The sequence below is a fragment of the Pectobacterium odoriferum genome, assembly GCF_009931295.1.
Lineage (GTDB): Bacteria > Pseudomonadota > Gammaproteobacteria > Enterobacterales > Enterobacteriaceae > Pectobacterium > Pectobacterium odoriferum.
Window position 1 is genome coordinate 1903956 of the sequence record NZ_CP034938.1, and the last position, 14103, is coordinate 1918058.

Annotated in this window: 11 protein-coding genes and 1 pseudogene; 9 read left to right on the forward strand and 3 right to left on the reverse strand. The window is 44.7% G+C overall.

Translation table 11 applies throughout. The features are described 5' to 3' along the window. Positions 1–178: 178 nt before the first annotated feature. Positions 179–397 carry a KTSC domain-containing protein gene (locus EO763_RS08415; RefSeq protein WP_010297369.1) on the reverse strand — a complete coding sequence of 73 codons (219 nt, stop codon included), beginning with the start codon at positions 395–397 and terminating at the stop codon, positions 179–181. A gap of 275 nt (positions 398–672) precedes the next feature. Further along, a complete protein-coding gene (locus EO763_RS08420; RefSeq protein ID WP_044205829.1) occupies positions 673–2085 on the reverse strand; it encodes a diguanylate cyclase in 1413 nt (470 codons plus the stop codon). A 209-nt stretch (positions 2086–2294) separates the two neighbouring features. On the opposite strand from EO763_RS08420, the gene dsrB reads away from it, so the two are divergent. Then, entirely contained in the window at positions 2295–2498 is a 204-nt protein-coding gene (gene dsrB / locus EO763_RS08425) for a protein DsrB (protein WP_103162884.1), read from the forward strand. Between the two features lie 68 nt (positions 2499–2566). Here the strand turns inward: dsrB and EO763_RS08430 are convergent, their stop codons facing one another. Continuing rightward, a complete protein-coding gene (locus EO763_RS08430; RefSeq protein ID WP_161528680.1) occupies positions 2567–4276 on the reverse strand; it encodes a methyl-accepting chemotaxis protein in 1710 nt (569 codons plus the stop codon). A gap of 311 nt (positions 4277–4587) precedes the next feature. Here EO763_RS08430 and EO763_RS08435 point away from each other — a divergent pair, with 311 nt between their 5' ends. The 8 genes and pseudogenes from EO763_RS08435 to EO763_RS08470 all read left to right on the forward strand — a co-directional run bounded on the left by EO763_RS08435 (position 4588) and on the right by EO763_RS08470 (position 13746). Further along, the gene (locus EO763_RS08435; RefSeq protein WP_039520120.1) at positions 4588–5520 is read left to right on the forward strand and encodes a DMT family transporter; all 933 of its coding nucleotides are present in this window, start codon (positions 4588–4590) and stop codon (positions 5518–5520) included. An 825-nt stretch (positions 5521–6345) separates the two neighbouring features. Next, a complete protein-coding gene (gene flhD, locus EO763_RS08440) occupies positions 6346–6696 on the forward strand; it encodes a flagellar transcriptional regulator FlhD (RefSeq protein ID WP_044205838.1) in 351 nt (116 codons plus the stop codon). 3 nt (positions 6697–6699) lie between these two features. Further along, positions 6700–7278: a flagellar transcriptional regulator FlhC gene (flhC, locus tag EO763_RS08445; protein ID WP_005970730.1), complete on the forward strand. Its 579-nt coding sequence runs from the start codon at positions 6700–6702 to the stop codon at positions 7276–7278. Between the two features lie 134 nt (positions 7279–7412). Then, complete coding sequence (gene motA / locus EO763_RS08450) at positions 7413–8300, forward strand: flagellar motor stator protein MotA (RefSeq protein ID WP_044205841.1); 888 nt, start codon at positions 7413–7415, stop codon at positions 8298–8300. Further along, positions 8297–9351 (forward strand): annotated as a pseudogene (gene motB, locus EO763_RS08455) (flagellar motor protein MotB). Before motA ends, motB begins: the two are co-directional and overlap by 4 nt. A 39-nt stretch (positions 9352–9390) precedes the next feature. Beyond that, positions 9391–11394 carry a chemotaxis protein CheA gene (gene cheA / locus EO763_RS08460; RefSeq protein WP_172450682.1) on the forward strand — a complete coding sequence of 668 codons (2004 nt, stop codon included), beginning with the start codon at positions 9391–9393 and terminating at the stop codon, positions 11392–11394. 31 nt (positions 11395–11425) lie between these two features. Further along, positions 11426–11923 carry a chemotaxis protein CheW gene (gene cheW, locus EO763_RS08465; RefSeq protein WP_039359892.1) on the forward strand — a complete coding sequence of 166 codons (498 nt, stop codon included), beginning with the start codon at positions 11426–11428 and terminating at the stop codon, positions 11921–11923. Between the two features lie 137 nt (positions 11924–12060). Continuing rightward, a complete protein-coding gene (locus EO763_RS08470) occupies positions 12061–13746 on the forward strand; it encodes a methyl-accepting chemotaxis protein (RefSeq protein WP_161528681.1) in 1686 nt (561 codons plus the stop codon). Positions 13747–14103: the final 357 nt, after the last annotated feature.

A 14103-nucleotide genomic window follows, 5' to 3' on the forward strand; every position in this document is an offset into this window, starting at 1 on the left:
GCGTGATTAACCGACATCGTTACATGACGCCACTTATATTTAATTCACATGATTAGTTGCGATTTTGGAAGGCAGGGCTGCTGGATGAAATGGCAAATTGATGCGGTGTAAAGCCACTCTTTTACTCGCCGTTAAGAGACGGCGAAGAGTAGCGAAACGGTTGCTGCTAGATTTTTACCTACTTGTTTTTTCGGCATAGGAATTTGTCTTTTATCACGCCATCAAAGAAACGGCCCTTAGAGACGACAGCGTCAGAAATAAATTTTTTATAGATAGATTCAGGCACACCGACATACTGATAGATATCTTTGTTATGAAATGCTATCTCAAGCGTGTGCGTCTTTGGGTCATACCCAATTGAATCAATTCGTGACGATGAAACCTGCTGTCGCTGCAATGCTCGTTCCTCCCCAGTGTAAAATAAGATCAGAGTATAAAAAATTTACTGCATGACGCATTGTCGACGATCATGCTTATTTATTGAATATGTATCAAATTTCTGGCGGGTTGGTTAGTAAAATCGTTGGTTTATCGTTTTCATGCTGTGAATTTGTTCAATGGAGGGGAATTCATCTGTTTGGTAAGGAATATGGTGTAAACCTGCGATGATGAATAGGGCGCTATTCTTTTCAGGTGTGAGCTGCAACGCAGGTTTGCAATAAGATAGAATAGTTATTCCGGCGCGTATTCAATCCTGTTTCTGCCGTTGGCTTTAGCTTGATAGAGCGCATCGTCCGCTGCTTTTATCAGACATTCATAATCTGGATGGCCACTATACACGGCGATGCCTGCACTGATGGTCATCGTAACGCTTCCACCATTTTGAAGATGAATCGGGTGATCCTGAATTTTCTTTCTTAGCCGCTCGATGATGGTGTGAGCGGCAACCTTGGGCGTCTCAATGAGCACGATCATGAATTCTTCCCCGCCATACCGGAATACATAGTCGCTGTTTCGTGTGCTCTCATACAGAATTTCCGCAATTCTTTTCAGGATGTTATCGCCAGCGGCATGGCCATAGGTGTCATTGACGGATTTAAAGTGGTCAATATCAATCATAGCGATGCTGAGCGAGGTGCTTGAGTGCATTGCCAGCGATATTTCATGTCGGAGAATGGTTGGCAGAAAGCGACGGTTTAACAGAAGAGTCAAGGTATCCTTGCCGCTTTCCAGTTTTTGGACTTCGTCAAATAGCGATCCTAACAGCATATTTATTTTATAGATTTTACTTCTAACCGCTTTAAGTAGCGGGGCGTAATCCTGCTGCGTTAGCAGCGCGGTGTTGCTATAGCTGCGAATGTACTCATCCGTTTCAGTCATGATTGTAGCGATAGTACGAATTCCCTGAACGTTACTGAAACTGGATTTCCCCTTATGGTTAAACCACAGACCAAAATCTGAATCACTCAAATCCTGGATGCTGGAAAGGGGAGTGCCAGTAGCAACACTAAAAATAAAAGCATTTTCCCAATTTAGCAGCGAGGCATTCTGGCGTTCTCTCTCCATGCTGGCATTTTCCAGAATAGAAAATAGCCGGTAGGATTCTTCATTTTTAGCGGCCAGATCGTGCGATTGCGAATAGGTTTTACTCATTATTTCTATGGCGATATCCATGGAAATAGAAGCGAAACGCATGGCATCAAAGCATAGCGCTTTATCTTCTGCCACCTTCGCAATGTCTTCGTAAAGGTGCCATTTTAAACGTCGAGCACCGCGCTCAACCAGATCGACAGGAATGCCAATACGCGCATGAATCTGACCAATTTTCTTTTGATGGTTAATCAGGTCTGCCAGACGGTCTCCAGTATTCGTTAAAATATCTACAATCCATTTGCTCATAGAGCCATGGAGCCGATCATGGACTTGCTGGCTGGAAAGAAACAGTGAGGCTTCTTGATCTTTGAGCATGTAGGAGTAGAACGCGTCAGCAAAGTCGGAGGCTTTCTGATCGGCGAGGGTTCGCAGTAGATTAAAAGATTTTTGTGAGGTCGTGGCTATCAGTTTTGTCCATTCTGATGTTATGACTTGATTGTAGTCTGACTCACCGTTATCTCTCTGTTCATTAACGTTCAATTGTTCGTTCAACTTTTAATCTCTTTTGCGAATATGTCGGATGTACTAGGATAGAAACGATCAATTTTTGCCTGAATAATCGATATTGAATGACAGAGAGGGTCAACATGGCGTAGTTAAAAACAAATAAAATTAATCATTTCATATAGGTACTATTCCTACCGTAGTTGTAAATGATAATGCTGTTTTTTTGATGTTAGAAGCTATTTTGAGATAAATTTATGAAAGTTAATGATCTGGTTACGGTTAAAACTGATGGGAAGACGCGCCGTGAAGGGACGATTCTGGCTGTAGATATGTTTCAGGAAGGGATAATGTATTTAGTTGCATTAAAAGATTACCCAGCTGGCATCTGGTTTTTCAATGAGGTTGATAGCAAAGACGGTACGTTTGTTGAACCAAAGATATTGCCAGAAAAAGAGTAAATGGGATGATGCCAATATGCGAGCATTGTCCGAGTGAACAATGCTCGCAGTGACGTTGGTATCCAGGATTAGAATGTTTCCCAGTTACCGTTTTCCGTATTGGCTTGGCGGGGAAGGGCGAGTGATGAACGTCCCTTAGCAGCCAGAGCGTTCGGCCGGGTAGGGGCTGACAAATGGCTGGATAACTTAAATGTCGCAACTGCACGGGTAAGTAACGCTGCTTGCTCTTCCAGCGATGCCGCGGCAGCACTGGCTTCCTGAACGAGTGAAGCATTCTGCTGTGTCACGCTGTCCATTTCAGATATCGCCTGACCAACCTGAGTAATTCCTCGACTTTGTTCGTCAGAAGCAGAAGCAATCTCACCCATGATGTCGGTGACGTTAGTGACGGCATCGACGATCTCTTTCATGGTTTGGCCCGCATTATCAACCAGAACAGAACCACTATTGACTAGGTTGACCGATTCAGAAATCAGCGTTTCTATCTCTTTTGCGGCTTGCGCACTGCGCTGTGCGAGGCTGCGAACTTCACTTGCTACGACGGCGAAACCGCGACCTTGTTCGCCTGCTCTGGCTGCTTCAACCGCCGCATTGAGTGCGAGAATATTCGTTTGGAAAGCAATGCTGTTAATAACGCTGGTAATCTCAGAGATTTTCTTTGAGCTACCAGAAATACTGTTCATCGTGTTCACAACGTTTGCGACGATTTCACCGCCTTGTTTGGCCTTTCCTGAGGCATTTGCCGCAAGCTGGCTGGCGTGATGCGCATTTTCTGAGTTTTGCTTCACCGTTGCGGTTAATTGCTCCATGCTTGCCGCGGTCTGTTCAAGCGCTGCGGCTTGTTGTTCGGTTCGTGAGGAAAGGTCTGTGTTACCGGATGAAATCTCCGTCGAACCTTGATAAATAGAGTCTGCGCTTTCCCGTACAGTCGTGACGGTAGTGACCAGAGAAGACTGCATCTGTTGAACGTTGCTGGCTAGTGTGCCAATTTCATTCCTACCATAACAGTCTGACATTTGAGTCAAATCACCCTGCGCAATACGCTGAATTCTCAGGACCAATTGATTTATTGGTTTGATGAGGATCCCTCGCAGCAGGAAGAATGTCAGAAGCGTTAAAATGGTAGCCAGCGCAAAACTGCCGCCCATCAACGAATATCCAAGCAGCGCATTTTTATGCGCAGTTTCGTTTAGTTCTTTCGCTCTTTGCGTGCGGTAAGCGACAGCCTCTAGCAAAAATTTGTTATAGGCTAAATCTAAAACCCGAGTTTCTTCGGATTCGAGAGTGATAACCTCTTCAAACAGACCTTGTTTTGCAGCCGTGAGCATCAGCATAAGACCTTGATTGACGTACGCGTCATAGGACTTACGCAGATCGCCGTCCAACGCCATATCTTGAGGTGTTTTAACTGGGCGTTGTTCATAAACAGTGAAGGCTTTTTTTGATTGTTCCAGACGCTGCTCAGCCTGTTTCAGGTTGTCGTTGAAGACCTGCGAATCACCAATACGAGCTGCTGCTGCGGCCTGAATTAGCAGCAGGCGTGCGGTGCGAAGGTGGTTGGAACTGTTTGAGATCCCCATTCGGGTATCGATTTCTTGTGTGACGTCGTCTAATGACTGATTGCTGCTTTGTAGAAAGTAGCTGGATGTACCGATAGATGCTGCAAATAACAGCATAATACCACCCAGAATAATGATGAATAAGGGAACTAGCCGTAAATTGCTCAGCATGCCAGCCTCGGCGTGCTGCTCAGACCTTGAAGTTATTTTCATATCCATTCGCTCATTCTCAGGAACTTATGATTTACCATGCCACCCGCTGCGGCATTGGCGTTTAGGTTTTAGTATCTACATCAATGACAATTCATTAGCTAAACAACCAATGTAAAAGATAATCGGCACATATTGAGAAACCTTAATAAAATTCGATGCGATCCCGATCACGTTTTTAACTCTTTAAAAAGAAAAGGGAAATATGTGATGCGAAATCATACAGATTGATAATAAAAAATAAAGAGAGTCTGCCTCCTAACTTTATTTGTCCGAGGTTCAACGCTATTATAGCAAATCTATCTTCGGAGGAATTTTTCTTGGAAAAGCGCACGCATTTTTTTTCTGATAAAAAAGTTGTTTTTTTTATTGCCACATTATGCTGTTTGCTCTGGGGAAGCGCTTATCCAGCAATTAAAAATGGCTATGAGCTGTTTCACATTGCAGATAATGATATTCCTGGAAAACTCGTTTTTGCAGGCTACCGGTTCGCGTTCGCTGGGCTGCTGCTTTTGGTTCTTGCTGTGTTAAGCGGGCGGTCTATCGGGCGCTTTCAGCGTGGGCAGTTAGTCCAGTTGACCACACTGGGAATATTCCAGACATCGTTGCAATATGTTTTTTTCTATATCGGTCTGGCTTATACCACTGGTGTTAAAGGTTCGATCATGAATGCAACCAGTACTTTTTTCAGCGTACTGCTTGCTCATTATTTATACCAAAATGACAAATTAAATATTAACAAACTAATTGGTTGTATATTAGGTTTCGCTGGTGTTATGGTCGTTAATATCAACAGTAACGGAATGAACATTGGTTTTACGCTGCTAGGTGATGGGTTCGTTGTTATTGCTGCATTTATTTTGTCTGCATCTACTATATATGGTAAGCGTATATCACAAACGATGGATCCAACGGTGATGACCGGTTATCAACTGGCTATTGGTGGGATCATTTTAACGATATCTGGGTACTGTACTGGCGGGACACTCATCATACCTGATTGGAAAGCTGTACTGATGCTAGGTTACCTTATTTTGCTTTCTTCAGTCGCTTTTTCATTATGGAGCCAATTGCTGAAATATAATCGTGTCGGTATGGTCGCACCATTTAATTTCCTTATCCCAGTCTCTGGTACGCTATTGTCAGCACTGTTTCTTAATGAAAGCATTCTGGAGTGGAAATATTTCTTTGCACTCGTCCTGGTATGCTCAGGTATTTGGCTGGTTAATCGAATTGTTAAAAGCGATCGGTAAATGCCTTTGTGACCCAACTCACATATCGTCCTGAAGGTACTGTCTGTAGCGTGATGTTTGAGATCGTTGAAGCCGCGGATAACTTCATGCTGCAGTGCCTGCACCCAATCCCATGAAATCACTAATTTCTTTAATATCAATACGGTAATGTCTTAGCTCTCTTTTGCTGCTAGACCGGTATGCTTTGTTGTCGTTGTGACTGTATCCTTGTAGAGGATAGATAAATTTTGCTTCAGAACATGCAGTTAAGAGTTTTTTTGGTAAAAAGTGTAAATTTTTAGTGAAAAGTATAAACTTACATAACCGTGTGTCTTTTTGAATGCAGCGGATTTTTTTATATGTATCATTTACATAGCAATCAAATTGTTTCTTTTTTATTATTTTCAATGCTCTTTTTTGTAATGTTTAGTGCGCATTTTTTGCGTAAAAATAAGCATGAAAGTGATCAGACCAGACAGGGTTTAGCTCATAATGCTTTCATTTATGTGATCTGTATCACATAATGGCCAGAATTATTCTTCAGTCGCGTTGTGTGTGCTACGGGTTAGGCGGTACAGTTGCGCTGTTTTAGGATTAATCCTATGCTTTGATTGGAGCAAGTCTTCAGGGTGGGACGAAAAAGCAACGGATGAACGGATTCTCAGCGTGATGCGCAAAGTTGGCAAGTCAAGTAACGATTGCCCGAATAAGAAATGATAAGGTAGTAACTCGCAGTATCTGGCACCGATAGTTTTTTATGCCATCAATGGAGAGTGATTTTCGAACTGGGCGATATGGTCTATCACCTAACTTATGTTTTAAACATAGCCTGTCGGGATGGGAAATATGGGTACCTCTGAATTACTCAAACACATTTATGACATTAATCTGTCTTATTTGTTACTGGCGCAACGCTTAATTAATGATGAAAAAGCTTCTGCGATGTTTCGTCTGGGAATCAATGACGAGATGGCAGATATCTTGATGCAACTGACTTTACCGCAGATGGTGAAATTGGCAGAAACTAACCAACTGATATGCCATTTCCGTTTTAACGATCACAATACAATCAAAGTCTTGACTCAGGAATCACGTGTGGATGATTTACAACAAATTCATACGGGGATTTTGCTGTCGAGTAACTTATTACAACAGTTAGCTTCGAAAGAAGAAAACCTGCCTAAGAAAAGGGCATAAGTAATGGCGGAGAAAAGTATTGTTCAGGAAGCGAAAGACATCCAATTGGCGATGGAGCTCATTTCGCTCGGTGCTCGTTTACAAATGTTGGAAAGTGAAACTCAGTTAAGTCGCGGACGTTTGATTAAACTGTATAAAGAACTTAGAGGAAGTCCGCCGCCAAAGGGAATGCTACCTTTTTCAACGGATTGGTTTATGACCTGGGAACAGAATATTCATTCATCAATGTTCTACAACGCTTACAGCTTTTTAATCAAGAATGGGCAGTGCAGCGGTGTTGAAGCGGTTATTAAATCTTATCGACTTTACCTGGAACAGTGTGCGCCACAGAGCGATTCTCCACTGTTGGCATTGACGCGAGCCTGGACATTAGTCCGGTTTGTTGACAGCGGTATGCTGCAACTGTCGTCATGTAATTGCTGCAAAGGGATGTTCATTACCCACGCTCATCAACCTAAAAACAGTTTTGTTTGTAGTTTGTGTCAACCCCCTTCCAGAGCGGTAAAAAGGCGTAAACTTTCGCAAAATCTTGCCGATATAATACCTCAACTGCTGGATGAACAGGTAAAACACGCAGTCTGAGCCTGTAGCGATTTGTGAATCTATCACTGTTAGTTGTGAAAGCGGTGATAGATTTCTTCCTCTAGAACGTCCTGGCTACGGCTCCGCAGTTTTATCTCTCTTTCCGCCCACCTTTTTTATTATAAGGATTTCTTGTGCTGGTTATATTGGGTTATATCGTAATTGTGGCCTCGATACTCGGCGGTTATCTCATGGTCGGTGGGGCCTTGGGTGCGCTTTATCAACCTTCGGAGCTGCTGATCATCGGTGGTGCAGCGATAGGGGCTTTCATCGTTGGTAACAATGGAAAGGCGATAAAAGCAACACTACGAGCACTACCTCTTTTGGTCAAAAGTTCCAAGTATAATAAAGCATTGTATATGGATCTCATGGCCTTACTCTTTCGAGTGATGGCTAAATCCCGCCAGCAAGGTATGCTTTCCCTGGAATTTGATATTGATAATCCTCGCGAGAGTGAAATCTTCTCGAGCTATCCGAATATTCTTGCTGACAACACTGTTGTTGAGTTTATTACCGATTATTTGCGTTTGATGGTCAGCGGCAACATGAATGCGTTTGAGATTGAAACGCTGATGGATGAAGAGATCGAGACTATTGAACATGAAAGTGAAGTGCCTGCGTCCAGCTTGACGATGATGGGTGACGGTCTTCCTGCATTTGGTATCGTCGCTGCGGTTATGGGGGTTGTGCACTCACTGGCCTATGTTGACCGGCCTGCAGCTGAGTTAGGGATGATGATCGCTCACGCCATGGTGGGTACTTTCTTGGGGATTTTACTTGCTTACGGCTTTGTCTCCCCATTAGCTGCGTTACTGCGCCAGAAAAATGCAGAAAAAATCAAAGTATTGCAGTGCATTAAAGTCACTTTACTGTCGAGCCTCAATGGCTACGCTCCGCAAATTGCCGTTGAATTTGGCCGTAAAACGCTGTACTCAACGGAACGTCCTTCCTTTACCGAATTGGAAGAACACATTCGTCGTGTGAAATCGCCGACTCAGCAAGCGTCGGACAGTAACGCATGAAACATCAGCATCCCATTATTCGCAAAAAGCGTAAGTCTGGACATGGGGGCCACCATGGTGGCTCCTGGAAGATTGCCTACGCTGACTTCATGACAGCAATGATGGCACTGTTTCTTGTAATGTGGCTTATCGCAATTTCTACGCCAATGCAGTTGGCTCAAATCGCAGAGTATTTTCGTACCCCATTAAAGGTTGCGTTAACTTCAGGCTCTAAATCAAGCGACAGCTCCAGCCCCATTCCGGGGGGGGGAATGATCCCACTCAACAAGATGGTGAAGTGAAAAAGGCCATCAAGACAGATAGCGTAGAAAAGAAGCTGGATGAGGTTCGACTCAATAGATTGCGTGAACGTCTGGATCAGTTAATTGAGGCCGATCCTCGCTTACGTGCACTTCGCCCACACCTGTTAATTGAAATGATTGATGAAGGGTTACGCATCCAAATCATCGATAGTCAAAATCGCCCCATGTTTAAAACCGGGAGCGCGCAGGTTGAGCCCTATATGCGAGATATTCTGCGTGCGATAGCCCCTATTATGAACGATTTCCCTAATAAGCTGAGTATCTCAGGCCATACCGATGATGTTCAGTATACGACAGGGGAACGTGGTTATAGCAACTGGGAATTGTCTGCAGATCGTGCTAATGCATCACGTCGAGAGCTTATTTTTGGGGGCTTGTCTGATGGAAAAGTTTTGCGCGTTGTGGGTATGGCTGCGACAATGAACCTCAAACAGGCGGCAGGTGGAAATGATGCGATTAACAGACGCATCAGTTTGCTGGTGTTGAGCAGACAAGCTCAAAAGGATATTGAAGAAGAAAATGCAGAAAGCTCTGCTGTAAATATAGACAAGGTGGAAAATTTACAAAATATGGAGTTGGATAAGCCTAAATCTACCACTCCGGCTGCCGAAAATAGTGATAACAACAATACGAGTGGAAGTGGTGGGGCATCGCCACAACCAACTAATGGAGTTCCTGCTCCAGAGCGCCAACAGCCAACTACTGCGTTGCCTGCTGCGCCCGATAGTCAGGCGACGCCTTCTCAATAAGCCGCGATTCACAGCAGAGGTGACCACGTGAGCATGGACATGAGTGCTTTCTATCAAACGTTCTTTGATGAAGCAGATGAATTACTGGCAGATATGGAACAACACTTATTGTTGTTGGATCCGTCAGAACCCGACACTGAGCAATTGAATGCGATTTTCCGTGCCGCTCACTCCATAAAAGGAGGCGCTGGCACATTCGGTTTTAAAGTATTGCAGGAAACTACGCACCTGTTAGAAAACTTACTCGATGGGGCAAGACGTGGCGAGATGCGTCTTAGCACTGATATCATCAACCTGTTTCTGGAAACAAAAGACATTATGCAGGATCAGTTGGACGCTTATAAAACCGCACAGGAACCCAATGCTGAAAGCTTTGAGTATATCTGTCAGGCCTTGCGCCAGCTCGCTCTGGAGTCTAAAGCCGATGGTGACGCAGCCCAGTCTGATGCGCCAACTGCCACACAGCACTCTGCTAGCCCAGCATCTAACGGTGCAGGTAAAGGTGAAATGCGTATCGCATTAACTGGCCTGAAGTCTCAGGAAATACCTCAGATGCTGGAAGAGCTTGGCAATCTGGGGACGGTTAAAGACCCTCATCAGACTGACACTAGCGTAGAAGTGACATTAGTCACGTCTGAAAGTGAAGACGATATTAGCGCGGTACTGTGTTTTGTTCTTGAGCCTGAGCAAATCAGCTTCAAGTCTGCCGTGGACAGCCAACCTGCCGTCGTTGAAGCTGCAGAGATATTGGCTGTTGTTGAAGCACCTGTAGCAGCTGCTCCAGTTGCCCCGTCTGTGCCAGTTGCTGCAAAACCGCAAGCTGCACCGGAAAATGGAAAAAATAAAGCAAAAACCGGTGATACCAGTATTCGTGTAGCGGTTGAGAAGGTTGACCAGCTTATCAACCTCGTTGGTGAGTTAGTGATCACGCAGTCCATGCTGGCACAGCGCTCAAGCGAACTCGATCCTGTGGCGCACGGCGATCTGCTCAACAGTATGGGGCAGTTGGAACGCAACGCCCGCGATTTGCAAGAATCGGTTATGTCCATCCGTATGATGCCGATGGAATATGTATTTAGCCGTTTCCCTCGATTGGTTCGTGATCTAGCTGCGAAATTGGATAAACAGGTTGAGCTAACGCTTATGGGGAGTTCGACTGAGCTGGATAAGAGTTTGATCGAACGTATTATCGATCCTCTTACGCACCTGGTGCGTAACAGCCTCGATCACGGTATTGAATCTCCAGATAAACGCGTTGCTGCGGGTAAGACTGCTGTAGGTAATTTGACGCTTTCTGCGGAACATCAGGGCGGTAATATCTGTATTGAGGTTATCGACGATGGGGCAGGGCTCAACCGCGAGAGAATTCTGGCTAAAGCCTTGTCTCAAGGTTTGGCTGTGAATGACTCGATGTCTGATGAAGAAGTTGGCATGTTGATCTTCGCTCCAGGCTTCTCAACCGCTGAGAAAGTCACGGACGTTTCTGGCCGTGGTGTCGGCATGGATGTGGTGAAGCGGAATATTCAGGAAATGGGTGGTCATGTCGAAATCCACTTCCAGGCTGGAAAAGGTACGACGATCAGAATCCTGTTGCCATTAACGCTCGCTATTCTTGATGGCATGTCCGTTAAAGTTAACAAAGAAGTCTTTATTCTACCGCTTAACGCCGTGATGGAATCCTTGCAGCCGCAGTCGGAAGACCTATATCCGTTAGCCGGCGGAGAGCGTGTATTGCAGGTTCGTGGTGAATATTTACCTCTCGTTGAACTGTTCCATATCTTTGATGTGGATGGCGCTAAGACGGATGCTACTCAGGGTATAGTCGTTATCCTACAGAGTGCGGGTCGACGTTATGCCTTGTTGGTTGATCAGTTGATTGGGCAACATCAGGTCGTCGTCAAAAACCTGGAAAGTAATTATCGCAAGGTACCAGGCGTTTCAGCCGCTACCATCCTTGGTGATGGCAGCGTTGCGCTGATTGTGGATGTTTCAGCGTTACAAGCGCTTAATCGTGAAAAGCGTGTGGTTGAAACTGCTGCTTAATAAAACAGATCGTTAATAAAGGGTGGAAAACATGACTGGACTTGCAAGCGTCACGAAATTAACTGGCGAAACAGTAGGACAGGAATTCCTGATTTTTACGCTGGGTGACGAAGAGTACGGCGTTGATATTTTAAAAGTACAAGAAATTCGCGGTTATGACCAGGTAACGCGTATTGCCAACACACCTTCCTTCATTAAAGGTGTCACTAACCTACGCGGTGTCATTGTACCGATCGTTGACTTGCGTATTAAATTTGCCAAGCAGGATGTTGAATACGATGACAACACGGTTGTTATTGTTCTGAACCTTGGCCAGCGTGTTGTCGGTATTGTCGTAGATGGCGTGTCTGATGTGTTGTCATTGACTACAGACCAAATTCGTCCTGCGCCGGAGTTTGCTGTAACACTGTCAACAGAGTACCTGACTGGTTTAGGTTCTCTGGGCGAGAGAATGCTGATTTTGGTTGATATCGAAAAACTGTTGAGCAGCGAAGAAATGGCGCTGGTTGATAGCGTTTTGAAAGCCTAATACATCGGCCTTCTCAGGGGCTACGAAAGTGGCCCCGAAAACCTTCCTTAGTTGTATTCTTGTCAGTTCAAAAATTCGTAAAGATATCCAGAATAGTGCCGATATCATCGGTGGTTGGTCTACTCAAAAGGCGTTATATGTTTAACCGTATAAAAGTTGTTACAGGTTTGATGCTTGTACTCGTGTTGTTTGGGGCACTTCAGCTTATTTCTGGTGGTTTATTCTTTAGTGCATTAAAAAATGATAAGGATATCTTCAGTTCAACACAGGTTATTAACCAAAAGCGTTCCGAGCTGGATTCAGCATGGTCATATTTATTACAGACCCGTAATACACTTAATCGTGCGGGTACGCGTTTTGCACTTGATGCAAGCGGTACGGGGGCGGGTGCTGGCGGTAAAGAACTTCTGGTCTCTGCTCAAAGGCAACTGTCTGTCGCAAACGATTTTTTCTCCCGTTATGAGAAAGTGCCGCAGGATGCACATCAGGATGAAAATGTTACTCGGGGCGTAAAAGAGAATTATGTGGCTCTGAATGGCGCATTAACTGAATTAATTCAGTTTTTGAATGCAGGGGAATTTAAGAAGTTTGTTGAGCAGCCAACACAGAGTTTTCAGGACAATTTTGAAAAAGCGTATTACGCCTATAAAGCTGAAAGCGATAAACTTTATCAGGCTGGTATAGCTAAAAATGATGCAGCTTACGATTCGGCGCTCTGGATCCTTGGCTTCATTATCGTGTTGGTTTTTGCGTTAGCGCTGATTTCCTGGATTGGTATTCAACAGCTATTAATAAGGCCACTAAATAGTATTGTTGAACACATTCGTCATATTGCGAAAGGCGATCTGACAAAAACGACTCACTTTCATAGCAGCAATGAAATGGGCATTCTGGCTGACAGTATTCGCCATATGCAAAGTGAGTTTGTTTCAACGGTGAGTGCAGTTCGACAAGGTGCTGATGCCATTTATACCGGTGCTACAGAAATTAGTGCTGGAAATAACGATCTTTCTTCGCGTACTGAGCAACAGGCTGCTTCACTAGAAGAAACGGCAGCAAGTATGGAACAGTTGACCGCAACAGTTAAACAGAATGCGGAAAATGCTCGTCAGGCCAGCCAGTTGGCACTGAGTGCATCAGAGACGGCGCAAAAGGGTGGTAAGGTCGTCGATAATGTCGTCAAAACCATGCACAATATTGCTGGAAGTTCGCAAAAAATTGCCGATATTACTAGTGTGATTGATGGCATTGCTTTCCAAACCAACATTCTTGCACTGAATGCGGCGGTTGAAGCAGCCAGAGCAGGGGAACAAGGCCGTGGGTTTGCGGTTGTTGCAGGTGAAGTTCGTAATCTGGCACAACGTAGTGCTCAGGCTGCGAAAGAAATTAAAAGTTTGATTGAAGATTCTGTCAGCCGAGTTGATGAAGGTTCTGTATTGGTTGAAAGTGCGGGCGAAACGATGGGAGAAATCGTCAGTGCTGTCACTCGTGTAACGGATATTATGGGCGAAATAGCCTCGGCTTCTGATGAGCAAAGTAAAGGTATCGATCAGGTCGGCCAAGCTGTGACTGAGATGGATCGGGTTACGCAACAAAACGCCTCCTTGGTTGAAGAGTCTGCCGCTGCAGCTGTTGCATTGGAAGAACAAGTGAAAGTGCTAAATCAGGCTGTTGCCGTATTCCGCCTGTCTGAAGATGCGGGCTCATTTAGAAGGACGACATCAGCGACTGCGGGCCAAAAACCTGCATTGTTGGCTTCATCAGCGAATGGCGGTAAAAAAGCGAAAGAGGGTTCATCAAACGATAATTGGGAAACGTTCTAATCAGAACTGCCATATAGGCTATAAGTAACCCTAACCCAAGCTTGTAGGGACGCTGTTATTCATCTAATCCCCAGCCGCTTACATGTAGGCGGCTGGGTGATGGTTTACTCGCCATAATTTAGAAAAATGAACATGCGAGTAATCGAACAGCGCACACTTGAGGTTTGTAAGTGATATAGCGCTTGGCGCTTTGAAGCAGGGTAATTCATGATATTGTTACAATCTGTAACTTATGTTATGGATATGATGGGGTGAGGCTTGTTTTGGTATTAAAGCCAAAGAATAAAGCAGGTAGCACAGCTGTGATGAGAGGGACAACGCCACCCGACAGCATGTGGCTTTGGTAGAACGAACACG